Source organism: Pseudonocardia kongjuensis, assembly GCF_039526905.1.
GTDB lineage: Bacteria > Actinomycetota > Actinomycetes > Mycobacteriales > Pseudonocardiaceae > Pseudonocardia > Pseudonocardia kongjuensis.
This window is the reverse complement of record NZ_BAAAJK010000006.1, coordinates 90819-114909: the sequence shown is the minus strand read 5'-3', so window position 1 is coordinate 114909 and position 24091 is coordinate 90819. Positions and strand designations below refer to the sequence as shown.

Genomic DNA, 24091 nt, shown 5'->3' with positions numbered 1-24091 from the left:
GGCTCAGCGGTCGGTGCCGCCCGGGCGGTCGCCCTCGGGCTCCTGCGGCACGGCGCGCACGACCTGCGCACCGTTGTCGTAGGTGCCCTCGGGGAGGGCGCGCAGCGCCTCCAGCGTCTTGTCGTCGGCGTCGCGCTCCCGGGCGTAGTCGAGCACCTGCTGCCGGCTGCGCGGGAAGTCGGCGCCCTGCAGGGCCTTGTCGACGCGGAGATCGTCGCGGTAGGTCATCGGAACCCTCCTGTCCGGTTCGGCCGGGTGTCGTTCAGCGGATCCGGCGGGCCGGCCCGTTCCCCGGGACACGGCCGTGGCCCGGTATCGGAAGCCCGTCGGTCACGGCCCCCGGGTACCTCGTCGGCGGCGGTCGAATCATCCCGTCCGCGACGCGTGTCGACGGCCGGGTCCGGGCCCGGCCCGCCGATAGGATCGGCACCGGCCCGGCCGTCCCCGGGACCGCCGTTCGACGACACCGCCGGGGAGCGCGACACCGTGATGACCAGGTGATGGGCCGGACGCACGCGCTGTCCGGGGCCGTGCTGGGGCTCGCCGTCTGCGCGGCGGTGCCGCCGCCGCCCGCGCTGGTCCCGGTCGTCGTGCTGGTGTGCGCGCTGGCCGCGTTCGCACCCGATCTCGACCATCCGAACAGCACGGCGACCCGGGCGCTGCCCCCGGTCACCTGGCTGCTGTGCCGGCTGATCCGGTGGCTGTCGCGGCTGCTCACCGGCGTCTCGCACCGCGGGTTCTCGCACTCGCCGGTGTTCGCCGCCGGGATCGGGCTGCTCGCCTGGTGGGCGACCGGCTTCGTGCTGCCCGGCGACACCGCGGTGTGGACCGGGATCGCCGCAGGCGCCGGATGCTGGATCGGCGCGATCGGCGACGAGCTGACGTCGGCCGGGAACCGGTTCGCGTTCTGGCCGCTGGCCCGGATCCGCTGGCCGGACGTGCTGCGGTTCCGCACCGGCGGGCGCGGCGAGCACGTCGTCGTCGCGCTGCTCGCGGTGACCGGGGTCGGATTGGTGACCGGGTCCTGGGCGTGGTGAGGGGCCTCAGCGCTGCCGCTCGAAGGTGACCAGGATGCCGTCGACGCCGCCCGGGCCGATCCGGCCCTTCACCTCGACCGAGGTGATCGCCTTGAGCTGCCAGCCCTTGGCCGCGTGGTCGTTGAGGATCCGCTCCAGCTTGTCGCCGGACATCTTGCCGCCGATGAGGCCCTCGCGGAGTTCGACCACCGTGTACTCGTACATGCGGGGTGAACGAGTCCGGACCGGACACGGTTCCCGTGCGGCCGGTGGCGACCGGGCCGCTACCGGTGCGACCGCACCACCGGCCGCGGCCGCAGCAGCGGCGCGATCTCCTCGTCCGGCTCGGGGGCCTGCGGCACCGGTGCCGGATGGGCCGGCCCGGCCACCCCGAGGAAGGGCCGCACGTACCGGGCGAAGCGCTGCATGGTCTCCCGGTGCACGTCGGCGGACACCGTCGACGGCTGTGCCTGCACGATCAGCTCCCCGGCCCACGGCAGGGCCGGGTCGGCGAGCAGGTCGTCGATGATCCGGCCCGGCGAGTGCCCGGCCGGGAGCGGCCGGGACAGCGCCACCCGGGCGAGGCCGCGGGCGTAGGTCCAGTAACGGGCGAGATCGGGGACGATGTCCGACCCGGGCCCGGCGGGCTTCCCGGAGATCACCCCGAGGCCGCGGTCCGCGGCGGCGTCCACCGAGGACGACGTCGCCCACCACATCCGCTGTTCGGCGAGCCCGGCGGGCAGCAGCTCCAGCAGGATGTCGAGGGCGGCGACGGTGTCGGCGTGCCGGTCGTCGTGCCGCCGGCCGAACCGCCGCGCCGCGTCGGCGTCGGCCCCGGCGCCGATGCCGAACTCCAGCCGGCCGCCGGCCAGCGCGTCGAGGACGGTCGCGTCCTCGGCCAGCCGGCGCGGCTCCTCCAGCGGCAGCACGACGGTGGCGGTGCCGAGCCGGATCAGCCGGGTCCGCTCGGCGACCGCGGCGAGCAGCACCAGCGGGGACGGCAGCCGCCCGCCCAGGTGGCCGTCGTGGTGCTGGGCGACCCAGAACGAGTCGTAGCCCAGCTCCTCGGCGTGCACGGCCAGTTCGACGGTCTCGCGGTACGCCCGCGCCGGGTCGTCCCCGGTGACGTGGGTGAGGTAGCCGAGCCGCATCCGCAGAGGGTAGGAGGCGGGTCACGGCACCGGACGGGTGATCCCCCGGAGCGGACCGTTGCGGAGCTGAGATGGGCGCAGGTCAGCCGTCCCGTCCGGGGTGGTCGGGGCCGTCCCGCGGCTCACTCAAAGGTGGACACCTGATCTCATATCGGACATTCTTGCGCGACTGCATCGATGCCGTCCCGCCACCCGCCTCCCGACGACCTCGCCCGATGACGCCCGGCGGTGCGGGCATCGGTCGGGGGGAGGAGTTCGACGTGCACGACCTGGCGCGCAGGCTCGGCCTGCGTACGAACCCGCTGATCTTCTTCTGGTCGGCGGGACTGATGCTGCTCATCCTGGCGCTGCTGCTGATGTTCCCGGTGCCGATCGGCGCCGCGTTCACCGCGGGCCGGGAGTGGATCACGTTCAACCTCGGCTGGTTCTTCGTGATCGGCGTGACGGCCTGGCTGGTGTTCCTGGTCTGGGCGGCGTTCTCCCGCTACGGGAACCTCAAGCTCGGCGCCGAGGGCGACAAGCCCGAGTTCACGAACCTGTCCTGGTTCGCGATGCTGTTCGCGGGCGGTATCGGCACGGTCCTGATGTTCTGGGGCGTCGCCGAGCCGATCTCGCACTTCACGAGCCCGCCGTTCGAGGGCGTCGAGCCCTACAGCGGCCAGGCCGCGCAGGACGCGATGGCGTTCTCCATGTACCACCTCAGCCTGCACACCTGGGCGATCTTCACGCTCCCCGGCCTGGCGTTCGGCTTCTTCATCTACCGCTACAAGCTGCCGATGCGGGTGTCGTCGGTGTTCTACCCGCTGCTCGGCCAGAAGATCCACGGCCCGATCGGCCGGACGATCGACATCTTCGCGGTGCTCGGCACCCTGTTCGGGCTCGCGGTCTCGGTCGGCCTGGGCACCTCCCAGATCAGCGCCGGGATCAGCGCCATGACCGGCCTGGCGGACTCGACGGAGCTGCGCGTCGGCGTCGTCCTGATCATCGCCCTGGTTGCGACCTGGTCCGTCGCCTCCGGGCTGGACCGCGGCATCAAGCGCCTGTCGAACATCAACATCCTGGCCGCGATCGGGCTGATGCTGTTCGTGCTCTTCGTCGGCGAGACGGTCTTCCTGCTCCGGCAGATGATCGAGTCGGTCGGGATCTACGCGACGCAGATCATCCCGCTGTCGTTCTGGAACGACGCGCTCTCCACCTACACCGAGGCAGACGGCTGGGGCTGGCAGGCCGGCTGGACCGTCTTCTACTGGGCGTGGACGGTGACCTGGGCGCCCTACATGGGCGTCTTCCTGGCCCGCATCTCGCGCGGCCGGACCGTCCGCGAGTTCGTGGTGGGCGTGCTCGTCGCGCCGGCCGCGTTCACCGTCGTCTGGTTCGTCATCTTCGGCTGGTCGGCGATGGCCGCCGACGGCATCGGCGGCGAGGGCGGCCCGATCTCGGCGGCGGTCGCCGAGAGCGTGCCGCTGGCGATGTTCGCGTTCTTCGAGCAGTTCCCGCTGTCCACCGTGGTGTCCGGGATCGCGATCATCATCGTGATGCTGTTCCTGATCACCTCGGCGGACTCGGCGTCGCTGGTCGTCGACATGCTCTGCACCGGCAAGGGCGAGATGAGCCCGCTGCGCCAGCGGGTGTTCTGGGCGCTGTCGCTCGGCGGTCTCGCCGCGGCCCTGCTGCTGCTCGGCGGGGACACGGCCATCGAGGCGTTGCAGGAGGTCATCACCGTCATCGGGTTGCCGATCTTCATCCTGGTCTGCGGGATGCTGGTCGCGCTGCTCGTCGGGTTCCGCCGGGAGGTCCCGCCGCGCACCGCCGTCGTCTCCGGGCACCTGCGGGAGCAGCCGACCGAGGTCGACGCGCCGTCCCGCGAGGTCGTGAGCGGTGACGCCCCGGAGGGTTCGGGCGATCCCGCGGACGCCCCGGACGAGCCGGCGGTGGCCCAGGTGGGGCCGCCGGCCGACCCGCCGGAGCCGCCGTCCGACGTGCGTGGGCCGGGGAAGCCGCCGCCCTCGGAGTGAGTGAGTTGCCGGGGGAGGGGAGACCCTCCTCCGGTAACCTCCCGCGCACACCGCGGCGGTAGCTCAATTGGTCAGAGCAGCGGACTCATAACCCGTCAGGTTGCCGGTTCGAGCCCGGCCCGCCGCACGAACCCGCTGCTCAGGGCCTCGGCCGAGCGACGACGTCCGCGACGTGCCCGTCCAGGCCCGCCGGCCATTGTCGCGCGGCTGGAGCCTGCGATCACCCGGACCAGCCGCAGGTCTCGCCGGTGGAGGCGTTGCGGGTGGGTTCGTTCGGGTCCGTCGGGATGTCGGTGCCGTAGGGGCAGGGTTTGAGGCCGTGGACTCCGACGGTGCCGTCGTAGTCGACGCCGCGCCCGGTGCCGGGGTCGGTGCACGGGTAGCCCTCGATCGGCTGGTCGAGTGTTCCGGCGGTGCAGCTGGTCGGGACCGGTGGCTCGTCGTCGGCTGTGGCCGGAGTGAGCGGCTCGGGCGGTGCGGATGTGTCGAGGGTGCTGGTGGTGAAGTCCAGCCAGGGGCCGCTGATCGAGTGGAGACCGGGGCCGATGCCGGTGCCCATCGAGGACCATCCGAACGTCGCCGATGTGCCACTGGCTGAGTAGATGTAGGTGTCGGCACCGGGCGCCGGGGGCGTGCGAAGGGCTGCCAGGACGTCCTGGCGGACGATTCCCTGTCCCAGGTGCGGCTCGGTGGTGTGCCAGTCGTCGGAGCCGGTCGCGCTGTAGGCGGCGTGGACGGGGTCGAGGTCCCCGGTGTCGAGCGCGGTGTAGACGGTCCGGACGGATTTGGCGATGTCGGCCGGAAGCGGTGCGCCCGTCGAGTCGACGAGTACCGGTCCGGGCTCGTTCACTGCCGGTTGGAGTGCCGGCACCGGTGGCGGTGGAATGTTGGGGTCGGCTGCGGCTGCCGGGATCTGGGTCGTGCTTCCGCGCCCGGCTTCGTAGGCGAGTGCGGCGGTGCCGGCGAGCAGCACTGCGAGGACGGCGGTGGCCGCGAGCCCGCGCAACCGTGCGCGAGAGCGCCGCTGCCGTGGCGGCAATGGGCGGGCCTTGGACCGGGTGTGGTGGTGCAGAGCGCTCATCGCGGGCTCCCAACGGACGTAGCGGACTGCTCCGTCTGTCGCATCCCGCAGTGGGTGCGTGACCGTTGTTGCGAGTGAGTACGTGAAATTGTGGAGGGCTCCGCCTACCGGCGGGATGCTCCCCGCCGGACACTGATGCGAGTCGCGGCGAGCGACTATCGCGGCTCGCGGCTCAGCGGGGCCGGTAGCGCAGCAGCACCAGGTCGCCGATCGGGCGGGCCTCGACCAGCGTCATCGGACGCTCCGGGCTCTGCGGGAACCTGCCGTCGTGCACGAACCGGGGTGCCCGGGCGTCACCGACGAAGAACGGCGCGACGACGACGTGCAGCTCGTCCACCCGGCCCGCGGTGAGGAACGCCGTGTGCACGGCGCCGCCGCCCTCGACCAGCAACCGGTCCACCTCGCGGGCGGCGAGATCGGCGAGCACCGACGACGGGGTCGGCGGTTCGCCGGCACCGACGACCTCGGCCACGCCGTCGAGCCGGGCGCGTGTCCCGTCGACGGCCCGGTCGGCGGTGTAGACCAGGGGAGGGTCCGACCGCTCGCAGGTGAACACGGCGGCCGTGGGATCGAGGTCCCCGCTCGTGGAGAGGATCACCCGGCGCGGCGACGGCGGACGGCCGGCGGCGATCCGCTCGTCGCGGCGCCGGTCGGAGCGGACCCGCAGCCGGGGATCGTCGGCGCGCACCGTCCCGGCCCCGACCAGGATCGCGTCCACCCCGGCCCGGACCTCGTCGACCCGGTCCAGGTCGTCGGCGTCGGAGAGCACCAGCGTGCCCGGCCCGGCGTCGTCGATGTAGCCGTCCAGCGAGACCGCCACCGAGGCCAGGACGTAGGGCCCGGACGGGCGCCCGGAGCGGTCGGCCGTCACGGTGTTCGTCACGTCCGGCGAGGGTACGCGACCGCCGCGCGGTGGCCCGCGGGGCGGCGAATCGCACCGGATGCGCTCGCCCGTACCGGGCGGGCGTCCGCTGCGGATGATGTAGTCCGTCCCGACGTCGTCCACGATCCGAAGGGCTCACCACATGACCTCGAGCGCCCGCCGTGCGTACCGGCAGGTCGGGATGCTGGCCGTGGCCATGGCGGTCCTCCTCGGGTGCGCGGCCGAAGCCGGCCGGCCGCCGGTGGCGGCCGGGCCGCCGGATCCGGCACCGCCGCTGCGGTTGCTGCAGATGAACCTGTGCAACAGCGGGATCGCCGGGTGCTTCACCGGGCGGGCGGTGGAGGAGGGCGCCGCGGTGATCCGGGCCGAGGTGCCGGACGTGATCACGCTCAACGAGATCTGCGGGGACGACGTCGCCGTGCTCGAACGGGCGCTCGCCGAGGCCGCCCCGGATGCGTCGACCTCCTCGCACTTCCAGCCCGCGCGCGACCGGGGGACCGGTGGGCCCTACCCCTGCCGTGACGGCGGGCAGTTCGGTATCGGCGTGGTGTCGCAGACGTCGTCGGCGGTGGCGAGTGCCGGCATCCATCCGGCGCAGGATCCGCTCGACCCCGAGGAACGGGCGTGGCTGTGCCTGGACACCGGCGCCGGGAGCGCACTCACCGCCTGCACCACCCACCTGGCCTACACCGACCGCTCGGTCGCCGTCGCCCAGTGCCGGTACCTCTTCGACGACGTCGTCGGGGAGCTGCGGGCCCGCGACGGCGCCGGCCCCACGGTGGTCGGCGCGGACCTCAATCTCGGCCCGGGCGACGACCCGGACTTCCTGGGGTGCCTGCCGGACGGCTTCACCGACGTCGGCGACGACGGCCGGCAGCACGTCGTCGCCTCGCCCGATCTGGCCGCCGCGGACTTCCGGCAGATCGACATGCGCGGCACCACCGACCACCCGGCGATGCTCGTCACGCTGGACCCGGTCACCCGCTGACCGACGGTCCCGCGCGCACCATTGCGGCGCAATCCGGTGACAGGCGCGTCGCACACCGACACGCCGGACTTCACGTCGGAAATGAACCGAACAGCCGTCTCCGGCCGAAAACAGGACAAACAGTCGGAGAACAACCGCACGCGCGCGACATCTCGCTGTCGGCCGGGCGGGAGCCGTCTCCGCACAGCAGTCGGCACGCCGGGAGAACCGTTGCTCAGCACCACCGTCCGAGACCTCGTCACGGGGGCGCGACCCGGTGCACGTCGTGGTCCCGGCCGGGATCGACGCGCGCAAGGCCGCCGGAGGCCGGCGGGGTGAGGGTGCGCGGATGGGCGCGCCTGTCACCGCTGCTCCGCGTGTCCGGTGGTATCGCCCTGCTGGTGGTGCTGGTCGTGCAGGTCGGCGCGGGCCCGGTGCTGGAGCGGCTGAGCGGGATCGGGGCCGGCACCCTGCTGGCCGCGCTCGTGCTCGGTGCGCTCGGGATCCTCTGCACGGCGTGGCGCTGGTGCGCGGTGGCCCGGGCGCTGGGCCTGCGCCTGAGCTGGACCGGGGCGGTCGGCGACTGCTACCGGGCGAGCTTCCTCAACTCGGTGCTGCCCTCGGGTGTGCTCGGTGACGTGCACCGCGCGGTCAGCCACGGACGGCGCGCCGGGGACGTCACCGGCGGCGTGCACGCGGTCGTCCTCGAGCGGGTGGCCTGCCAGGTGGTGCTCTACGCGGCCGCGGTCGTCGTCCTGATCGCCCAGCCCGACCTGCTGCGTGCGGCCGGCGACCGGATCCCCGGCGGCGCCGGCTGGGTGGTCGGCGGAGTGCTCGTGCTGGTGGCGGTGGTCTGCCGGCTGCTGTGGACACGATTGCGCCGGCTGCTCGCCGACGTCCGCGCCGTGCTGCGGGCCGGGCCGGCCGCGGTGCTGCTGCTGGCCTCGGCCGGGCAGCTCGGCTGCTACCTGGTGATGTTCGTCCTCGCCGCGCGGGCGGCGGGATCGGTCGCCGGGACCGCCGAGCTGCTGCCGCTGCTGGTGCTGGCGATGGTGGCGATGACCGTGCCGCTGAACGTCGGCGGCTGGGGCCCGCGCGAGGCGGCCGCCGTCGCCGGGTTCGCGGCGGTCGGACTCCCGGCCGCCGAGGGCATGGCGACCGCCGTGATCTACGGGATCCTCGGCCTGGTCGCCTGCGCACCGGGAGCGGTGGTGGTGCTGATGCGGCGCCGGGCCGACGCCGCCCCGGTCACCGCGCCGGGCGCGCGTTCAGCCGGTGCCGAGGGCGTGCAGGTGCCCGGCGAAGCGGGCGACCAGGGCGGCCAGGACGTCGCGGCCCTTGTCGGCGGTCGCCAGGGACGGCCGGCCGACGACCCCGGAGGTGGAGTACCACTGCAGCCCGCGGCTGAGCAGGTACGGCCGCTCGTCGGCGTCGTGGTCGGCGGTGGCGAAGTCCGGCCGGACCTGCTCCGGATGGGTGTGCAGCAGGATCGAGGTCTCCAGCTCGCCGGCGTGCATGTCGGCGGCCGACGACGTGACCAGCCCGGCCTCGGCGCGGGCCGCGCCCCAGTCGTCGCCGCCGGGGAACAGGGCCATCGGCATCGGCCCGACCGACGCCTGCTGCACGACGTTGCGCAGGACGTGGTTGCCGCCGTGCCCGTTGACCAGCACCAGCGCGGGGACCCCGGAGGCGTGCAGCGAGGCGGCGATGTCGGTGACGACCGCGGCGAGGGTGGTGGCCGAGATGCTCACGGTGCCGGCCCACGCGGCGTGCTCGTGCGAGCAGGAGATCGTCACCGGGGGGAGCAGCCGGACCGGGTACGCGTCCGCGATCCGGGCGGCGAGCGATGTCGCGACGAGGGTGTCGGTGGTGAGGGGCAGGTGCGGGCCGTGCTGCTCCAGGCTCCCCACCGGGAGGACGGCGGCCGGGACGGCACGGTCGCGGAGGTCGACCGTGGTGTCGGCCGGAACGGAACACATGTGGGCGAGGCTCTCACGGGCCCGCCCCGGTGCGGAGGAGGAACTGTGGAGGATCCGAGTCGAGGCGGCCCGGCCGAGGTCGCCGAGTCGGAGCTGACGACCCGGCACGGACGGTTCCGGGCGATCGCCTTCCGGGAGCACGCCGGTGGGCCGGAGCATCTCGCCCTGGTGCACGGCGACCCGGCGGCGGCCGGCGCGGCGCTGGTACGGGTGCACTCCGAGTGCCTGACCGGCGACGTGTTCGGTGCGATGCGGTGCGAGTGCGGTGACCAGCTGTCCTCGGCGCTGGACGCCGTCGTCGACGCGGGCTGCGGGGTGATCGTCTACCTGCGTGGTCACGAGGGGCGCGGGATCGGGCTGCTCGCCAAGATCCGCACCCACGTGCTGCAGGACGGGGACGGCCTCGACACGGTCGACTCGGCCGTCGCGCTGGGGCTGCCGGTCGACGTCCGGGACTTCGGTGCCGCGGCGGCCGTGCTCCGGCACATCGGCGTCGACCGGGTGCGGCTGCTGTCCAACAGTCCGGCGAAGGTGGAGGCGCTCACCGGGTACGGGATCGTGGTCACCGAGCTGGTGCCGCTGCTGGAGCCGGTCACCGAGCACAACGAGCGCTACCTGACCGCCAAGCGCGACCGGCTCGGACACCACCTGCCGCAGCTGGACCCGGCCCGCTTTCCATAGCGTCGCGATACTATAGAGTCCGGCGGATGGCGAGGCGGAAGGACCCGGCGGTGCGCACGCTGCTGCTGGAGCGTGCGGCCCGGATGCTCCGGGACCGCGAGCCGATCACGTTGCGGTCGCTGGTCGAGGGGACCGGCGTCTCGACGATGGCGGTCTACACCTACTTCGGCGGGATCGACGGGGTGTGGCGGGCGCTGCGCCAGGAGGGCTTCACCCGGCTGGCGGCCCGCCTGGAGGCGCTCGTCGTCCCGGCCGACCCGGTCGAGGACCTGGTGGCGGGGGTGGCCGCCTACGCCGTCAACGCCCTGGAGCATCCCGACCTGTACCGGGTCATGTTCGACGCGACCGTCGAGCTCGAGGACATCGACGCCGCCGAGGCGACCCTCGGATACCTGGTGCGTGCCGCGCACCGCTGCCGCGACGCGGGCCGGATCGGAGCGGACGTCGATCCGGCCCGGCTCGGCACCGACGTCTGGACGGTCTGCCACGGGATCGTGTCGCTGATCGTGAGCCGGGTGGCCTCGCGCCGGACGCTCGCCTCGGGCGTCCACCTGCTCACCGCGGTGATCGTCGCCGCCGGCGACGATCCCGCGCTGTGCCGGCGCTCGGTCGAGGCGGGCTGGATCGAGCTGCGTCCGCCTCAGGGCAGCACGGCCACCGCGTCCACCTCGACCAGGTAGCCGGGCGCCGCGAGTGCGGTGACCCCGATCCAGGTGCTCGGCTGCTCGAACTCGACGCCCAGCGTCGCGGCGGCGCGCTCGCGTCCGGCGAGGAACCGGCCGGCCCGCTCCTCGGTGAGGTCGACCAGGTAGACGGTGACCTTGGCCAGGTCGGCCGGGGTCGCGCCGACCGCGTCGAGCGCGGCGGCGATGTTGAGGTGGCACTGCTCGGCCTGGGCGGCCAGATCGTCCTTCCCGACCAGGTTGCCCTCGGTGTCCCAGGAGACCTGTCCGGCCAGGTGGACGGTGCGGGTGCCCTGGGTGACGGCGACCTGGTGGTGGACGTCGACCCGGTTGACCCGCTCGGGATGGACCAGCGTGACGCTCATGCTTCCGGTTCCTCTCGTCGTGGACCGCGAAAACATAACACAGCAATGCTATGCCATCGGCTCCCGCCGGAACCGGCGCCGGTCACCGGCGCAGGACGATCCCCGCGTGGTAGATCACGCCGTCGTACCGGACGCCGAACGCCCAGAAACCGGAGTCGTCGCGGTAGACGATCCTGTCCCCGCGGGTCCACCAGGCGCCGGTGTAGGCGTCCACCCGGCCGCCGCGCGTCTCGGTGTACCGGCCGCCGGGGAGCAGGTGCTGGTCGAGCGCGCGCCCCCGGTCGGTCCAGACGCCGACCCACGCGTCCGGGTCCGGCGCCCCGGCGGCGGGGGTGGGCTCCCCGTCCCGGACGAGGATCTCCCCGTCGACGACGACGGCGAGCAGATCGGCCGGCCGGACGACGAGCATGTTCCGCATCTGCGACTCGCCCACCCGGCCGCGGACCACGGCGAACGTGGCCGGGTTCCCCGGGACGAGGTCGTAGGCACCGCGCTCGCCGGCCGGCCGGGCGCGCAGCGCGTTGCCGTCCAGCAGCGGCACGATCGACGTGCCCCGGGCGTCGATCACGCGGCCGTGCCCGTCGTCGCCGGGAGCCGCTGGTCCCGCGTGCGTGATCACGCCGTCGCGGATGGCCAGCTCGCCCGGTACGGCGTGCGACGGCGTCGGGTACACGGTCGCGCCGGTGAACCGGAGGGACGGTGCGGTGCTGGACATTCGGGCCTCCCCGTGGTCGTCGCCGCCGGGACCCGGCGGCCACCGTCCAGGGTCGTGCGGAGCGCCGCTGCCGGGGAGGCCGGGGAGATCCTGGGTGCGGCGCACCCCGGCACGGGGCGCGGTCCGCGCCGCCGCGTCCGCGCACCGGCGATGGCGTGCGTCACACCACCTTGAGTGTGCCGCTGCGGCACGACCTGTACTGGCGTCCACGATCACCAGCGGACGACGACGGGATGACGATGGTCGACGTGCAGCACAGAACCGGCCGGTCGGCGCGGGGCGCCGCCCGGAACGGGCCGGCGCCGGGTGCCCGGTCCGCACAGCGGGCACGTGCGCGGGCCGGGCGGCCGCCCGCGGTGAGCGTCGTCGTCCCGGTCCGGAACGAGGCGCGGAACCTCGAGATCGTCCTGCCCGCGCTCGCCGCGGTGCGCCCCGCGGTGCACGAGATCATCGTCGTGGACGGGCACTCGGCGGACGGCTCGCTCGACGTCGCCCGCCGAGTGCTGCCGTCGGTGCGCACCGTCACCCAGACCCGGCGCGGCAAGGGCAACGCGCTGGCCTGCGGCTTCGCCGAGGTGACCGGCGACGTCGTGGTCATGTTCGACGCCGACGGGTCGGCCGATCCGGCGGAGATCCCGGCCTTCGTCGACGCGCTCGTCGCGGGCGCCGATCTCGCCAAGGGCAGCCGGTTCACCGCGGGCGGCGGCAGCGACGACATCACCGCGCTGCGCCGGGCCGGCAACCTCGGTCTCAACGTCGTTGCCAACGCGTTGTTCGGCACGTCCTTCACCGATCTCTGCTACGGCTACAACGCGTTCTGGGCCGATCTGCTGCCGGTGCTGGATCTGCCCGCGACCGACGCGCCGGCCCCGCCGACGGGTGTGCCGTGGGGTGACGGCTTCGAGATCGAAACGGTGCTCAACTGCCGGTTCGCGGCCGCCGGGCTGGCGATCACCGAGGTCCCCTCGGTGGAGCGGCGGCGGATCTTCGGCGACACCAACCTGCGCACCTTCGCCGACGGCGCCCGGGTGCTCCGCACCCTGCTCGCCGAGCGCCGGCGCAGCTCCCGGACCCTCGCCCCGGTGCTGCCGCTGCCGGTGCCCGCGGTGCCGCCTGCGCCCGCGGTGCCGCCGGCGTCCGCCGTGCCGTCCGCGGTCCCGCTCGCCCGGCAGCCGGAGCCGCGGCCGGCCCCGGACGAGCCGGTCCCGCAGCCGTCGACCGATCCGTGTCCCGGAGGGACTGCCCGTGCACGCGCCTGACCCCCACCGGCCCTACCCGGCCCCGCCGTCGCCGGAGCCCGGTGCGGTGAACCGCACGGCCCGGCCCGGGCCCGCCGTGGTCGACCCCGCCCGCCCGTTCGGCGCGCACCTGCGGATGAGCTGGTGGAAGCCGCTCGTCCTGCTCGTGACGCTGCCGGTGGTGCTGGTGCTCACCCAGTGGTCGGCCTTCCTGTTCGTCGGCGTCCTCGTGGGCAGCGACGATCCGCTGTCCACCGAGTTCACCCCGGAGAAGGCGCTCGCCGCCAACCTGGCCATCGGCGTGACCGGCCTGGTGGCCGTGCTGATGCTGGTGTGGCTCAGCGGGGTGCCCTGGCGCGCCCTGTTCAGCCACCGACGGGCGTTCGACGGCCTGCGGCTGGCCCGCTACTCGGTCGGCGCGGCGCTGGTGGTGGGCGCGGCGATGGCCGTCGTCGCGGTCGTCGCACCGGAGTCCGCCGGCTGGACCGGCTTCGCGATCACCGGCACCACCCTCGCCCTCCTCGCGGTCACCCTGCTCACCACCCCGTTCCAGGCGGCCGGCGAGGAGCTGATGTTCCGCAGCGTCCTGCTCCCGGCGGCGGCGAGCTGGCTGCGCGCGGTCCGGCCGGCCCTGGCACTCGGGCTCGTCGTCTCGTCGCTGGGCTTCGCCGCGGTGCACGGTTCGACCGACCCGTGGCTGGCCGGCTACTTCACCGTGGTCGGGATCAGCACCGGATTGATGGCGATCATCAGCGGCGGGATGGAGGCGCCGATCGCCTTCCACGTCGTCAACAACGTCATCGCCGGCGTCCTCACCAACGTGATGGCCGGCGGCGGGACCAGCACCATCGACCGGGCCACCGACACCGGCGGCCCGTCGCTGCTGATCCTCGCCGTCGCCAACGTCGCGATGGTCGCCGTCGTGTGGTTCCACGAGCGGCGGGCCCGCCCGGCGCGGCTCGCCGGCTGACCGGCCCCCGCTCAGCGCGGGTCGCGGATGCCGTCGACGATGCGGGTCCAGTCGTCCGCGCCGTGCCCGTCGTCGACGGCGCGCCGGTAGTGCGCCTGCACCGCGCGGGGGAGTGCGAGATCGATGCCCGCCTCCGCGCTCGCGGCCACCACGTGGTCGGCGGTCGCGCCCATCATGGTCGCGGTGCTGAGATCGCCCGGGTGCCGGTCGTCGTCGATGTGGGTCCACGGCGGCTCACCGGCGGCGACGATCTCCGGCGTGTCCGCCAGCATCGCGAGCAGCCCGGGCATCACCTCCGAGGCGGACAGGCCGGCCGTGCCGAGCAGCGCCGTCGCGTGCGCGAGGGCGGACAGGCCGGTCAGGAAGACGTCGAGATGGGCCAGGTACATCAGCTGCGCGAGCGCCGGATCGGTGCCGAGCAGGCGCGGCTCGCCGATCGTGGCGAGCACCTGGCGGTGGCGCTCGAACGCGTCGACGTCACCGCTGTAGAACACCGACGCGGCCGGTGTCCCGACCATCGGCGCGGGCACCATCACCCCGCCGACGACGAGCCGCGCGCCGTGCCCGGCGAGCCACCGGGCGGCGTCGCGGGTCCCGGCGGGGGACTCCGAGCTGAGATTGACGACGGTGCGCCCGGGCAGGTCCGCGACGGCGTCGCCGAGGATGTCGTACATCGCCCGGTAGTCGGTGAGGCTGAGGATCACCAGGGGGCCCGCCCGCAGCGCGTCGGACGGGGTCGGCGCGAGCACGGCACCGGCGGCGACGACCGGCTCGGCCCGGGCGGCGGTCCGGTTCCACACGGTCACCGGGTGGCCCGCCGCGAGCAGCGCCCCGGCCATCGCCCGGCCCATCGGGCCGAGCCCGATCACGGTCACCGGGGTCATGCCGCGCTCCGCTCCGCGCGCAGGCCCTCGACGATCCGGCCGAGGTCGTCGGCGCCGTGGCCGGCGTCGATCTGCTGCCGGACGAGTGCCCGCAGCAGGTCGACCGGCGCCGGATCGACGCCCTGCTCGCGGCTGGCCCGGGCGATCGTGTCCAGCGCGGGGGCCGTCCACTCCAGGCTCTGCTCCGGTCCGGAGTGGTCGCCGCTGTCGAGCACCGCCGCGGAGGAGCCGAAGGTCCCGGTCATCGCGGCCAGGAACGGGGCGGCCCGCTCGGCGAACCCGGCGGTGTCCAGGCCCGCGGACCGCACCATGGCCGCGCCGTGCAGGAACCCGGTGAGCATCGTGTACATGGCCGCGAGCAGCGCCAGATCGAGCAGCGACGCCCGGCCGGCGTCGTCGCCGTGGTAGCTGCTCGCCGCCCAGCGGTCGAGCAGGTCCCGGTGGGCGTCGAACACCGCCCGCGGCCCGCTGTAGAGGATCTGCGCACCGGGCCCGCCGATCATCGGCGGGGTGGCCATGATCGCCCCGTCCAGGTACCGGATGCTCCGCTCCGCGCTCCAGGACGCCAGCTCGCGCGCCTCGGCCGGGGTGGTCGTGGTGAGGTTGACGACGGTGCGCCCGCGCAGCGCGCCGGCCGCCGGATCGAGGATCGCGTGCACCGAGGCGTGATCGAGCAGGCAGACGATCACCGGCCCGCCGGCGGCCACCGCCTCCGGCACGGTCGCCGCGCCGGTCGCGCCCCGGGCGAGCAGGCCGGCCGCTCGTCCCGGGGTGCGGTTCCACACCGTCACCGGACGGCCGTCGTCGAGCAGGGCGCCGGCGAGTGCCCGGCCCATCGCGCCCGTCCCGAGCACGGCGACGGGGAGTCGTGTATCCGTCATGGAGGTCCCCTCCTTGAGTTCGTCGGATCTGTTCCTCCATGCTGGGCGGGTACCGCCAATGCCGGAAGTACCCACTATTTTCTGCGGTACTTACCTTTTGGTGAGTGAGGAGCGGGGCGTGACGGGTTCGGACAGGTGCGGTCCCTACATCTGCGGCATCGACGCGGCGCTCGACGTCGTCAGCGGGAAGTGGAAGGGGCTCATCCTGTGGGAGCTCGACGAGCACGGCGTCCGGCGGTTCGGTGAGCTGCGCCGGGCGCTGCCCGGGGTGAGCGAGAAGATGCTGACCCAGCACCTGCGCCAGCTGGAGGAGGACGACCTGGTGCACCGCCGGGTGCACGCGGAGGTCCCGCCGCGGGTCGAGTACTCGCTGACCGAGCACGGCCGGGCGCTCAACACCGCCCTCGGCCCGCTCGGCGAGTGGGGCCGGGACCGGATCGCCCGGGAGCGGCGGGCGATGGTGGACCATCCGGACGCCCCGTCGATGCCCCGGCCCTGACCGGGCGGGGTCGCCGCCCCGACCTCTCCGACGACCCCGAGGACGTGCACAGTGACCGACTACGGCCACGACCTGTGGTTCGGCAGCTTCATCACCCCGGCAGCCCGGCCGCCGGAGGGCCCGGTCGAGACGGCGCTGCTCGCCGAGCGCGCCGGGCTCGATCTCGTCAGCTTCCAGGACCATCCCTACCAGGCCGCGTTCCAGGACACCTGGACCCTGATGTCCTGGGTCGCGGCGCGCACCGAACGCATCCGGATCAGCGGCAACGTGCTCTGCCTGCCGCTGCGTCCGCCGGCGGTGCTGGCCCGGGCCGCCGCGACGCTGGACCGGCTCAGCGGCGGGCGCGTCGAGATGGGGCTGGGCGCCGGCGCGTTCTGGGACGGCATCGTCGCGATGGGCGGCACCCGGCTCGAACCCGGCCAGGCCGTGCGGGCGCTGGAGGAGGCGATCCGGGTGCTCCGCGGGGTGTGGTCGACCGACGAGCCCGGCCGGCTGACCGTCGAGGGGGAGTTCCATCCGGTCGCCGGCGTCCGGCGCGGGCCGGCGCCCGCACACCCGATCCCGATCCACGTCGGGGCGTACAAGCCGCGGATGCTCCGGCTGACCGGCCGGGTCGCCGACGGCTGGCTGCCGTCGCTGGGCTACCTGCCCGACGGGCCGCCGTCGCTGCGGGCGATGAACGAGCAGATCGACGACGCCGCGTCCGCCGCCGGGCGCGATCCGGCCGCGATCAGCCGGATCCTCAACCTCGACGGCGCCTTCGGCAGTGGCGACGGGCTGTTCCGCGGGACGCCCGACGCCTGGGCCGAGCAGGTCGCGGACCTGGCCCTGCAGTACGGCGTGTCCGGGTTCGTCCTCGCCTCCGACGATCCCGCCGACCTGGACCGCTTCGGGCGCGAGGTCGCCCCGCTGGCCCGCGAGCTCGTCGCGTCCGAGCGCACGGGGTGAGGCCGGCCCGCCCTGCGGGCCAGGGGCGGACCACCGCCGAGATGCGCGTCAGGGCGAATTGTCGATCTTCCCCGGACACTGGTGCGCATCTCGACGGAGGACCGGCGGGCGTCAGGGGTGCGGGCCGCCGCCGAAGCCGGTCCAGCGCAGCTCGGGCGGCAGATGCCCCATGTCGTTGTAGAGCACCAGGGTCGGCGCCGTGCCCGGCCGGTACTCGATCACGGTGAGCGAGGCGTTGCCCGGGTTGAGGCCGAGCCAGCGGTCCGGCGGCGCGTCCAGCGCGTGCCGCACCAGCCAGGCGATCGGATAGGAGTGGGTGACGAGGACCTCGTGCGTGTCGGCGCCGGGGGCCCGGGCGAACCGGCCGGTCAGGGCGGCCGCGCGGATCGCGCCGTCGGCGGCCTCGGCGGCGTCGTAGCCGTCGAAGAAGCCGGCCCACCCCGGGGGCGGCTCGGGCGGCACGTGCGGCACGTGGTCGACGAGCTCGGGCGCCTCGTGCAGCGCGGCGCCGGGCAGGTGCGCGGCGAGGATCTGCGCGCACCGGGCGGCCCGGGACAGCGGCGAGTGCCGCACGGTGTCGATCGGCAACCCGGCCAGGCGGGCGCCGAGCAGCTCGGACTGCCGCCGTCCGGTGTCGGTGAGGGTGCCGAACGCGTCGGCGGCGCCGTGCCGGACCAGGTGCAGGCGGCGGGTGCGCGGCGCGGTCATCGCCGGTCCTCGGTCGCCGGGAGGACCGCGTGCGCGTCGCGCAGCCGGTCCGCCGCGGACCGGGGGGAGCGGTCGCCGGAGATGTCGTCGGCCCAGCCGAGGAGCCGGTCGCGGTGCGGATCGGCGTCGTCGACGGTGCTGCCGGCGTGGCCGAGGACGACCCGGCCGGTGGTCCCGTCGATGGTGAGCACGGTGCCCTCGCCGACGGTGCCGGCCCGGGTCGTGACCGTCCCGGCGGCCGGGTCGACGGCGATGTCGGCGGCGCCGACGACCGCGGGCCTGCCGAGTGCCCTGGCGACGACCGCGGCGTGGCAGGCCGGGCCGCCGCGGGTGGTCAGGATGCCGGCGGCGGCCGCGAGGCCGTGCATGTCGTCCGGCGACGTCTCCGGCCGGACCAGGACGACCGGGCCGTCCGCGGCCAGCCGGACCGCCGATCCGGCGGTGGTCGCGATCCGCCCGGAGACGACGCCGGGGCCCGCCCCGGTCCCCTGACCGGCGAGGACGCCGGGATCGGCGAGGATCGGCGTCCGGGCGTGGTCGAGATCGTGGCCGGTGGTCCGGCGGACCGCCTCGCACCGGTCGATCAGCCCCGCGTCGGCGAGGTCCACCGCGATCCGCAGCGCGGCCCGCCCGGTGACCGGGGCGGGCCGGAGCTGGAGGAACCACAGGCGGCCGGACTCGTGGGTGAACTCGACGTAGCAGGGCCGCCGCAGCCGGCGTTCGGCCCGGGCGAGGGCGGCGGTCAGCTCCGGCCACAGCGCGGGCTCGCGCCCGGCCAGCTCGCCCAGCGGGTGGGTCCGGACCCGGCCGGAGACGACGTCGGGACCCCGGTGGCCGAACAGCACGTCGCCGAACGGGACCGGCTCGCCGGTGTTCGGGTCCCGGCTGAAGGCGACGCCGGACCCGCTGTGCCCGTCGCGCGCGCCGTCCACCATGACCTGCACGATCGCCGCGGTGCCCCGGTGGTGCGGGATGTCGTGCAGGGTGCGGTAGGTGCGGGCCCGGGGTGCGTCCCAGGAGGCGAACACCTCCCGCAGCGCCCCGTCGAGCGCCCCGGGCAGGTCGACGCCGAGGACGGTCCGCATCATCCCGGGCATCGACACCGCCGCACCGGAGCGGACCGCGACCGTCGACGCCCGCGGTGCGAGATCGCGCAGGGCGGCCGTCACCTCCTCGACCAGCCCGCCGGGGAGCCGGCCGGTGGCCAGCACACCGCGGCAGACCCCGGTCGTGACGACGACGGCCGGCGGCACCGGCAGCCCGAGCCGGTGCAGCTCGGCCAGTCCGCGGGCCTTCCCGCCGATGCGTGCGGCCGGCTCGTCGAGCTGCGCGGACACGGCGTGCACCCGGGTCACCGCGGGATCCCGAGGGTGGCGAGCAGGTCCTCGTGCAGCTCGGCCCACACGGCGTGGAACGAGGTGACGCTGTCGGTGGCCTCCCGGAGGTCACCGGCCCGGACCCGGCGCAGGGCCAGCGCCAGCCGCGGCCGGTACCGCCCGAACCGGTCGAGCGCCGCGGTCAGCTCCGCGCAGACGGCGGCGGCCCGCCGGTCGAGATCGGTGAACCGGTCGAGCACCCGCGCGTCGTGGGCCGGATCGGTGTGGTCGTTCACGACGGTGCGGCCGCCAGGACCCGGGCGCAGCTGCCACGCCGCGCAGAGGTCGAGCAGCTCGGGATTGAGCTCCAGGAACCGGTCGAGACCCGCGATGACGGCCGGGCGGGTGCCCGCCGCGGCCAGCTCGGCGGCGGTCCGCTCCGCGTCGGCGGCCCGGCCGCGGGTGCTCAGCCCCCAGGCGGCGAACGGGCCGCTGGTGCGGACCACGAGCCCGGCGGCGCCGAGGTCGATCAGCTCCGACTCGATCCCGGCGCACGGCAGCCCGGTCGCGGTCGCGATCCGTTCGACGCCGGTGTGCCCGGTGCAGCGCAGCGTGTGCAGGACCAGCAGATCCGGCGGGGTCGTCGTCGGCACGGCGTCAGCTCCGAATGTCGAGAGTTTTCAAATGTCGTCAACATCTGGATGACAGTTGTAGCATGTCCGCGGCGAGGGGAGGGATCGATGCCGCGACTGACGCGGGCCGAGCAGCAGGAACGCACCCGCGGCGCGGTGCTGGCCGCCGCCCGGGCGGAGTTCGCCGAGCACGGGTTCACCGCCGCGAAGGTGGACCGGGTCGCCGACCGGGCCGAGCTGACCCGGGGGGCGGTGTACTCGAACTTCGCCGGGAAGCGCGCGCTGTACCTGGCGGTGCTGGTCGACGTCGTCGAGCGGGCCCGCGACCGGGCCGGTCCGCCCGCGACGCCGCCGGCGTCCACCGGCGCGGCGCTGGCCGAGTTCGCCCGGGTCTGGCTGGAGCGGCTCCCGTTCGTCGGCGACGCGCCCGGCAGCGGTCACCTGCAGCTGCGGTCGCTGTCCGGCGTCGTCGAGGACGGGCCCGCCCGGGACGCGCTGGCCGCGCTCGTCCGGTTCGAGGCGCTGCTGCTGGGGCTCGCGCTGGAGGCGCGGCGCCCCGGTGCCGGCCGGCGGGTGCGGACGGCCGGGCTCGCACTGACCCTGCTCGCCGGGGCCGCGGCCGTCGCGGAGAACGCACCCGGCGTCGGCGATCCGTTCGACCTGGTCCGGGCCGCGGAGCACCTCGCCGGGATCGCGATCGTCGACGACGACCGCCCGCCGTACCTGGACCACGTCGCGCCCGCCGAGACCGTCGACCAGCCGTGGGCGGCGCCGCGCGGGCTGGTCGACGAGATCAGCGGCCGCCCCGCCGAGCCGGGCCGGGACGGGGTGCTGGTCGCGCTCGGCGTGCACCGCCTGGCGGCCGCCGAGGACACGCTGCGGTCGGCCCGGCTGCGGGACGAGGTGACGGTCGCGATCGTCACCGACGACCCGGCCGAGCTGGGCCGGCTGGCCCGGCTGGCCCGGCTGCGGATCGTCGACATCGCCGGCTGCCTGCGCCGGGTGTTCGCCCCCGCCGACCTGCCCCGGCTGCGCGTCGTGCTGGACGACGGGGCCGTCGCGGCCGCGCTCGGGGTGGACGCGCCGGGGACGCGCACCGAGGTCGCCGTGCGGGTGCGCGGGGGGCGGGTCGTCGCCCGGGCCGAGGGGTTCGGGGCCGGGCACGCGGTGGCCGCCTCGACCGCACTCCCGCGGGCCTGACGGCCCGCGTCACGCCCCGATGTCGGACGGATGGACGGCCAGCGGGGTCACCTGCATCGTCATGTACGGGAACAGCGGCAGCCCCCAGAGGATCTCGTGCAGCTGCTCGTTGTCGCGCACCTCGAAGATCGACAGGTTGGCGTACTCGCCGACGCAGCGCCAGATGCTGACCCACTCGCCGGACCGTTGCCACTGCTGTGACCAGGCCTTCTCCCTGGCGAGCAGGTCGCTGCGCGCCTCCGGATCCATGTCCGGCGGCAGCTCGACGGTCATCCGGACGGCGAACCGCGCGGCCATCAGGCGGCGTCCGCTGTGGGTGTCTCGGTCACGATGTGCACTCCCGGTGTGCTCGGTGGGTCAGAGGTCGGTGCGGTAGCGGGCGAGCTTGTCCGGGTCGATCTCGATGCCGAGGCCGGGGCCGGTGGGCACGCAGAGCTCGCCGCCGGTGATGCGCAGCGGCTCGGTCAGCAGGTCGTCGACCATGTCGAGATAGTTCGACAGCTCACCGGCGCGGGCGCTCGAGCTGCGGTGCGCCGCGCCGAACGCCACCGTGCACACGGTGCCGATCTGGCCGTCGATCTGGTTGCCCATGACGACCTCGGCGCCCAGCCCCTCGCACAGGTGCAGCACCCGCTGCGACCCGGTGAACCCGGTCCGGGCCGTCTTGATGCTGATCATGGTGGCGGCGCCGTCCAGGAGTTCGCGGGTCACCTCGCCGGGCCGGGTGACGGACTCGTCGGCGACGGTCGGGACGCGCGTGTGGGCGGTGAGCCGGCGCCGTCCCAGCACCTGGTCGGCGGGCATGAGCTCCTCGGAGAGCGTCAGCCCGAGATCGGCCATCTCGTCGAGGGCGCGGGTGGCCTCGGACGCGGTCCAGCCGCGGTTGCCGTCGACGTAGAGCTCGACGTCGTCGCCGAGTGCGGTCCGCAGCGCCCGGCAGGCGCCGGTGTCGAGGGACACCGGCCGGCGGCCGACCTTGACCTTGAACGTGCGGACGCCGTGCTCGTCGCGCATCCGCAGCGCCTCGGCGACCATGACGTCGTCGGGGGCGAAGCCGACCATGTGCGACACCCGCATCCGGTCGGTCCATCCGCCGAGCAGCTCCGACACGCCGGTGCCCAGCGCGCGGCCGATCGCGTCCCAGCAGGCCATGTCGAGCGCGGCCTTCGCGGTCGGGTTGGCGACGGTGCGGTCGAGCACGGCATGGATGCGTTCGCGCTCGAACACGCTCAGCCCGATGATCCCGGGGGCGAACAGGGTGTCGATCACGGCGCGGATCGACGTCTGGGTCTCGCCGTAGGTGTAGGGGCGGGGCGGTGCCTCCGCGACGCCGACGATGCCGTCACCGGTGTGCACCCGGACGAGCACGTGCTCGGCGGTGTGCACCTCGCCCGAGGCGAACCGCAGTGGCTTGCGGTAGGGCACGGCGAACGGGATCGCCTCGACGGCGACGATCTTCATCGGGGTCCTCCGGGGGACGGTGGTGGCGACGGGGCGAGGAAGCTGACCGAGACGGGCCCGTCCGGTCCGGCGCCGTCGACGGACAGGCCGCCGGCCGGGTCGACCACGACCGTCCGCGGGTGCCCGCCGACCAGACAGTCGTAGCGGCCGGCCGGGGGCAGCGCGGTGCCCGGGGCGAGGGACACCGCCCCGCCCCGGCAGGTCCCGTCGACGCGGTGCGGGCGGCCGAGGATCCGGTGGGCGGTGCCGAGATCGCCGGCGCGCACGCTCGCCCGCACGGCCGACGAGGAACACGGCGTCCGCGCGGTGTGCAGCAGCGGGACGGCGTCGGTGCCGAACCCGAGATCGCGGCCGAGCGCGGCGAGGGTGTGCACGGTCCCGGCGCCGCCCGCGCCGAAGGTGAAGTTGGTGCCGACGACGACCGCCCGGGCCCGCAGCCCGTGCGCCAGCACGGTACCGGCGAACTCCGCCGGGCTGCGCCGGGCGAGGTCACGGTCGAACCGCAGCACGCACACCGCGTCCACCCCGGCGCGGGCGGCGAGCTCGGCCCGGTGTTCGACGGTGCTGAGGGCCGCGGTGTCCTTGGCGAGCCCAAGCACCCGGGCCGGGTGCGGATCGAAGGTCGCGAGCAGCACCGGCAGGCCCAGCCGGCGGCCTGCCGCGCGGGCGCGGTCGACGATCCGGCGGTGTCCGCGGTGCAGGCCGTCGAACACCCCGAGGCTGACGACGCACGGGCCGAAGCCGGCGGGCACCTCGTCGGGTCCACGCCACAGCGGGACGCCGGTGCCCGGCCGGTCGGGCCGGGAGATCAGCGCGGCGGGCATGGTCGTTCTCCGATCCGGGGTGGACGTGGTGGCCGGGTCCCGCAGGGGCGCGACCCACCTGCGGGACCCGGCCGGTCGGGGTGGCGGCACCGGGCCGCCCGAGGTCCGGTGCGGGCCGCAGGGAGCCGGTCCGCACCGGACGCCGGGATCACTTGGCCAGGCATCCGCCGTCGACGACGAGCATCTGGCCGGTCATGAAGTCCGACGCGGCCGAGGCGAGGAACACGGCGGGGCCACGGATCTCCTCGGCCTCCGCGATCCGGCCCATCGGGGTGAACGCGGTGATCGCGGAGACGAAGTCCGGGTCGTCGTAGGCGCCGCCGGCCAACCGGGTCCGGTAGAAGCCCGGGCACAGCGCGTTCACCTGGATGCCGCTGGTCGCGTACTCCAGGCCGAGCTCGCGCGTCAGGTTGACGACCGCGCCCTTGGCCGCGCTGTAGGCCGGGATCGGGAACACGCTGGACGACCCGGCGAGGCCCCACATCGAGGCCACGTTGATGATCTTGCCGCTGCCCTGCCCGACCATCACCGCGAGCGCGTGCTTGGCGGTGTAGAACACGCCGTGCAGATCGACGTCGATGACCTGGTGCCAGTCCTCGGAGCTGAACCGGTGCACCGGCTCGGGATGCGCGTCGGCGATCCCGGCGTTGTTGACGAGGACGTCGAGCCGCCCGAACTCCGCCGTGGTGGCGGCGACCATCTCGCGGACCTGGTCCTCCCGGGACACGTCCGCGGTGACGGCGAGCGCGCGGCGGCCGTACTTCTCCACCCGCGCGGCGGTCGCGGCGGCGGCGCCGGCGTCGATGTCGGCGCACACGACGTCGGCGCCGGCGTCGGCGAGTGCCTCGGCGAACTCGGTGCCGAGGCCGGAGCCGGCCCCGGTGACGAGGGCGATCCGGCCGGACAGGTCGAACACGGTGGGACGTGACATGGGGACTCTCCGGGGTTCGGGATCGGGGTGGACGGGGGTACGGGCCGCGCGGGCCCGCACCCC

General features: G+C 74.8%; 27 protein-coding genes, 1 tRNA gene and 1 pseudogene. 12 read left to right on the top strand and 17 right to left on the bottom strand.

What is annotated here, in order from left to right:
• Positions 1-3 precede the first annotated feature (3 nt).
• Positions 4-228: a DUF2795 domain-containing protein gene (locus tag ABD160_RS08095; RefSeq protein ID WP_344020021.1), complete on the bottom strand. Its 225-nt coding sequence runs from the start codon at positions 226-228 to the stop codon at positions 4-6.
• A 272-nt stretch (positions 229-500) separates the two neighbouring features.
• On the opposite strand from ABD160_RS08095, the gene ABD160_RS08090 reads away from it, so the two are divergent.
• Positions 501-1037 (top strand): metal-dependent hydrolase, encoded by a 537-nt coding sequence (locus ABD160_RS08090; RefSeq protein WP_344020019.1) that lies wholly within the window; start codon positions 501-503, stop codon positions 1035-1037.
• Positions 1038-1043: 6 nt separating this feature from the next.
• Here the strand turns inward: ABD160_RS08090 and ABD160_RS08085 are convergent, their stop codons facing one another.
• Both ABD160_RS08085 and ABD160_RS08080 read right to left on the bottom strand, forming a co-directional pair.
• Positions 1044-1241 carry a DUF4177 domain-containing protein gene (locus ABD160_RS08085; protein WP_344020017.1) on the bottom strand — a complete coding sequence of 66 codons (198 nt, stop codon included), beginning with the start codon at positions 1239-1241 and terminating at the stop codon, positions 1044-1046.
• 59 nt (positions 1242-1300) lie between these two features.
• On the bottom strand, positions 1301-2167 hold the full coding sequence (locus ABD160_RS08080) for an LLM class flavin-dependent oxidoreductase (RefSeq protein WP_344020015.1): 867 nt from the start codon (positions 2165-2167) through the stop codon (positions 1301-1303).
• A 260-nt stretch (positions 2168-2427) separates the two neighbouring features.
• On the opposite strand from ABD160_RS08080, the gene ABD160_RS08075 reads away from it, so the two are divergent.
• The gene (locus tag ABD160_RS08075) at positions 2428-4182 is read left to right on the top strand and encodes a BCCT family transporter (RefSeq protein ID WP_344020013.1); all 1755 of its coding nucleotides are present in this window, start codon (positions 2428-2430) and stop codon (positions 4180-4182) included.
• A gap of 52 nt (positions 4183-4234) precedes the next feature.
• A tRNA-Ile gene (locus ABD160_RS08070) sits at positions 4235-4309 on the top strand.
• Positions 4310-4402: 93 nt separating this feature from the next.
• Here ABD160_RS08070 and ABD160_RS08065 read toward each other — a convergent pair.
• Entirely contained in the window at positions 4403-5032 is a 630-nt protein-coding gene (locus ABD160_RS08065) for a hypothetical protein (RefSeq protein ID WP_344020011.1), read from the bottom strand.
• 403 nt (positions 5033-5435) lie between these two features.
• A complete protein-coding gene (locus tag ABD160_RS08060) occupies positions 5436-6146 on the bottom strand; it encodes a RibD family protein (RefSeq protein WP_344020009.1) in 711 nt (236 codons plus the stop codon).
• Between the two features lie 142 nt (positions 6147-6288).
• Here ABD160_RS08060 and ABD160_RS08055 point away from each other — a divergent pair, with 142 nt between their 5' ends.
• Both ABD160_RS08055 and ABD160_RS08050 read left to right on the top strand, forming a co-directional pair.
• Entirely contained in the window at positions 6289-7134 is an 846-nt protein-coding gene (locus tag ABD160_RS08055; RefSeq protein WP_344020007.1) for an endonuclease/exonuclease/phosphatase family protein, read from the top strand.
• A 314-nt stretch (positions 7135-7448) separates the two neighbouring features.
• Positions 7449-8291 (top strand): annotated as a pseudogene (locus ABD160_RS08050) (lysylphosphatidylglycerol synthase domain-containing protein); the annotation flags it as partial.
• A gap of 90 nt (positions 8292-8381) precedes the next feature.
• On the opposite strand, the gene ABD160_RS08045 reads toward ABD160_RS08050, so the two are convergent.
• Entirely contained in the window at positions 8382-9092 is a 711-nt protein-coding gene (locus ABD160_RS08045; protein WP_344020892.1) for a creatininase family protein, read from the bottom strand.
• On the opposite strand from ABD160_RS08045, the gene ABD160_RS08040 reads away from it, so the two are divergent.
• Positions 8994-9773 carry a GTP cyclohydrolase II gene (locus ABD160_RS08040; protein ID WP_344020889.1) on the top strand — a complete coding sequence of 260 codons (780 nt, stop codon included), beginning with the start codon at positions 8994-8996 and terminating at the stop codon, positions 9771-9773. The two genes, ABD160_RS08045 and ABD160_RS08040, sit on opposite strands and share 99 nt — an antisense overlap.
• 26 nt (positions 9774-9799) lie before the next feature.
• Entirely contained in the window at positions 9800-10453 is a 654-nt protein-coding gene (locus tag ABD160_RS08035) for a TetR/AcrR family transcriptional regulator (protein ID WP_344020005.1), read from the top strand.
• Here ABD160_RS08035 and ABD160_RS08030 read toward each other — a convergent pair.
• The gene (locus tag ABD160_RS08030) at positions 10414-10821 is read right to left on the bottom strand and encodes a RidA family protein (RefSeq protein ID WP_344020003.1); all 408 of its coding nucleotides are present in this window, start codon (positions 10819-10821) and stop codon (positions 10414-10416) included. The genes ABD160_RS08035 and ABD160_RS08030 overlap by 40 nt on opposite strands.
• Positions 10822-10903: 82 nt before the next feature.
• Positions 10904-11536, bottom strand: a complete 633-nt coding sequence (locus ABD160_RS08025; RefSeq protein ID WP_344020001.1) for an Atu4866 domain-containing protein — start codon at positions 11534-11536, stop codon at positions 10904-10906.
• Between the two features lie 356 nt (positions 11537-11892).
• On the opposite strand from ABD160_RS08025, the gene ABD160_RS08020 reads away from it, so the two are divergent.
• Together ABD160_RS08020 and ABD160_RS08015 are read left to right on the top strand one after the other, a co-directional pair.
• Positions 11893-12795 (top strand): glycosyltransferase family 2 protein, encoded by a 903-nt coding sequence (locus tag ABD160_RS08020; protein ID WP_344019999.1) that lies wholly within the window; start codon positions 11893-11895, stop codon positions 12793-12795.
• 46 nt (positions 12796-12841) lie between these two features.
• Positions 12842-13744 (top strand): CPBP family intramembrane glutamic endopeptidase, encoded by a 903-nt coding sequence (locus ABD160_RS08015; protein WP_344019997.1) that lies wholly within the window; start codon positions 12842-12844, stop codon positions 13742-13744.
• An 11-nt stretch (positions 13745-13755) separates the two neighbouring features.
• Here ABD160_RS08015 and ABD160_RS08010 read toward each other — a convergent pair whose 3' ends face one another.
• Complete coding sequence (locus tag ABD160_RS08010; RefSeq protein WP_344019995.1) at positions 13756-14628, bottom strand: NAD(P)-dependent oxidoreductase; 873 nt, start codon at positions 14626-14628, stop codon at positions 13756-13758.
• Positions 14625-15509: an NAD(P)-dependent oxidoreductase gene (locus tag ABD160_RS08005; protein WP_344019993.1), complete on the bottom strand. Its 885-nt coding sequence runs from the start codon at positions 15507-15509 to the stop codon at positions 14625-14627. The genes ABD160_RS08010 and ABD160_RS08005 overlap by 4 nt, the downstream gene beginning before the upstream one ends.
• 118 nt (positions 15510-15627) lie before the next feature.
• Between ABD160_RS08005 and ABD160_RS08000 the strand changes: the two genes are divergently transcribed.
• Complete coding sequence (locus ABD160_RS08000; protein ID WP_344019991.1) at positions 15628-16008, top strand: winged helix-turn-helix transcriptional regulator; 381 nt, start codon at positions 15628-15630, stop codon at positions 16006-16008.
• Between the two features lie 51 nt (positions 16009-16059).
• A complete protein-coding gene (locus ABD160_RS07995) occupies positions 16060-16956 on the top strand; it encodes an LLM class flavin-dependent oxidoreductase (RefSeq protein ID WP_344019989.1) in 897 nt (298 codons plus the stop codon).
• 111 nt (positions 16957-17067) lie between these two features.
• On the opposite strand, the gene ABD160_RS07990 is transcribed toward ABD160_RS07995, so the two are convergent.
• Genes ABD160_RS07990 through ABD160_RS07980 form a run of 3 tightly spaced genes read right to left on the bottom strand, consistent with a single transcriptional unit; the run spans position 17068 to position 19633 of the window.
• Complete coding sequence (locus tag ABD160_RS07990; RefSeq protein ID WP_344019987.1) at positions 17068-17664, bottom strand: histidine phosphatase family protein; 597 nt, start codon at positions 17662-17664, stop codon at positions 17068-17070.
• Complete coding sequence (locus ABD160_RS07985) at positions 17661-19019, bottom strand: PEP/pyruvate-binding domain-containing protein (protein ID WP_344019985.1); 1359 nt, start codon at positions 19017-19019, stop codon at positions 17661-17663. The genes ABD160_RS07990 and ABD160_RS07985 overlap by 4 nt, the downstream gene beginning before the upstream one ends.
• Positions 19016-19633 (bottom strand): transcriptional regulator, encoded by a 618-nt coding sequence (locus ABD160_RS07980; RefSeq protein WP_344019983.1) that lies wholly within the window; start codon positions 19631-19633, stop codon positions 19016-19018. Before ABD160_RS07980 ends, ABD160_RS07985 begins: the two co-directional genes overlap by 4 nt.
• An 87-nt stretch (positions 19634-19720) precedes the next feature.
• On the opposite strand from ABD160_RS07980, the gene ABD160_RS07975 reads away from it, so the two are divergent.
• Positions 19721-20812, top strand: a complete 1092-nt coding sequence (locus tag ABD160_RS07975; RefSeq protein WP_344019981.1) for a TetR family transcriptional regulator — start codon at positions 19721-19723, stop codon at positions 20810-20812.
• 9 nt (positions 20813-20821) lie between these two features.
• On the opposite strand, the gene ABD160_RS07970 is transcribed toward ABD160_RS07975, so the two are convergent.
• The 4 genes from ABD160_RS07970 to ABD160_RS07955 all read right to left on the bottom strand — a co-directional run bounded on the left by ABD160_RS07970 (position 20822) and on the right by ABD160_RS07955 (position 24028).
• Positions 20822-21109 carry a muconolactone Delta-isomerase family protein gene (locus ABD160_RS07970; RefSeq protein ID WP_344019979.1) on the bottom strand — a complete coding sequence of 96 codons (288 nt, stop codon included), beginning with the start codon at positions 21107-21109 and terminating at the stop codon, positions 20822-20824.
• 60 nt (positions 21110-21169) lie between these two features.
• Positions 21170-22273 (bottom strand): mandelate racemase/muconate lactonizing enzyme family protein, encoded by a 1104-nt coding sequence (locus ABD160_RS07965; protein ID WP_344019977.1) that lies wholly within the window; start codon positions 22271-22273, stop codon positions 21170-21172.
• Positions 22270-23097, bottom strand: a complete 828-nt coding sequence (locus ABD160_RS07960; protein ID WP_344019975.1) for a cytidyltransferase — start codon at positions 23095-23097, stop codon at positions 22270-22272. Before ABD160_RS07960 ends, ABD160_RS07965 begins: the two co-directional genes overlap by 4 nt.
• A 148-nt stretch (positions 23098-23245) precedes the next feature.
• Positions 23246-24028, bottom strand: coding sequence for an SDR family NAD(P)-dependent oxidoreductase (locus ABD160_RS07955; protein ID WP_344019973.1), 783 nt, complete (start codon positions 24026-24028; stop codon positions 23246-23248).
• Positions 24029-24091 lie beyond the last annotated feature (63 nt).

Excerpts from the sequence above, each read along its gene's own strand:
- ABD160_RS08095 (WP_344020021.1), bottom strand. The coding sequence starts at position 228 with ATGACCTACCGCGACGATCTCCGCGTCGACAAGGCCCTGCAGGGCGCC.
- ABD160_RS08090 (WP_344020019.1), top strand. The coding sequence starts at position 501 with ATGGGCCGGACGCACGCGCTGTCCGGGGCCGTGCTGGGGCTCGCCGTC.
- ABD160_RS08085 (WP_344020017.1), bottom strand. The coding sequence starts at position 1,241 with ATGTACGAGTACACGGTGGTCGAACTCCGCGAGGGCCTCATCGGCGGC.
- ABD160_RS08080 (WP_344020015.1), bottom strand. The coding sequence starts at position 2,167 with ATGCGGCTCGGCTACCTCACCCACGTCACCGGGGACGACCCGGCGCGG.
- ABD160_RS08055 (WP_344020007.1), top strand. The coding sequence starts at position 6,289 with ATGACCTCGAGCGCCCGCCGTGCGTACCGGCAGGTCGGGATGCTGGCC.
- ABD160_RS08045 (WP_344020892.1), bottom strand. The coding sequence starts at position 9,092 with ATGTGTTCCGTTCCGGCCGACACCACGGTCGACCTCCGCGACCGTGCC.
- ABD160_RS08035 (WP_344020005.1), top strand. The coding sequence starts at position 9,800 with ATGGCGAGGCGGAAGGACCCGGCGGTGCGCACGCTGCTGCTGGAGCGT.
- ABD160_RS08030 (WP_344020003.1), bottom strand. The coding sequence starts at position 10,821 with ATGAGCGTCACGCTGGTCCATCCCGAGCGGGTCAACCGGGTCGACGTC.
- ABD160_RS08025 (WP_344020001.1), bottom strand. The coding sequence starts at position 11,536 with ATGTCCAGCACCGCACCGTCCCTCCGGTTCACCGGCGCGACCGTGTAC.
- ABD160_RS08010 (WP_344019995.1), bottom strand. The coding sequence starts at position 14,628 with ATGACCCCGGTGACCGTGATCGGGCTCGGCCCGATGGGCCGGGCGATG.
- ABD160_RS08005 (WP_344019993.1), bottom strand. The coding sequence starts at position 15,509 with ATGACGGATACACGACTCCCCGTCGCCGTGCTCGGGACGGGCGCGATG.
- ABD160_RS07990 (WP_344019987.1), bottom strand. The coding sequence starts at position 17,664 with ATGACCGCGCCGCGCACCCGCCGCCTGCACCTGGTCCGGCACGGCGCC.
- ABD160_RS07975 (WP_344019981.1), top strand. The coding sequence starts at position 19,721 with ATGCCGCGACTGACGCGGGCCGAGCAGCAGGAACGCACCCGCGGCGCG.
- ABD160_RS07970 (WP_344019979.1), bottom strand. The coding sequence starts at position 21,109 with ATGGCCGCGCGGTTCGCCGTCCGGATGACCGTCGAGCTGCCGCCGGAC.
- ABD160_RS07965 (WP_344019977.1), bottom strand. The coding sequence starts at position 22,273 with ATGAAGATCGTCGCCGTCGAGGCGATCCCGTTCGCCGTGCCCTACCGC.
- ABD160_RS07960 (WP_344019975.1), bottom strand. The coding sequence starts at position 23,097 with ATGCCCGCCGCGCTGATCTCCCGGCCCGACCGGCCGGGCACCGGCGTC.
- ABD160_RS07955 (WP_344019973.1), bottom strand. The coding sequence starts at position 24,028 with ATGTCACGTCCCACCGTGTTCGACCTGTCCGGCCGGATCGCCCTCGTC.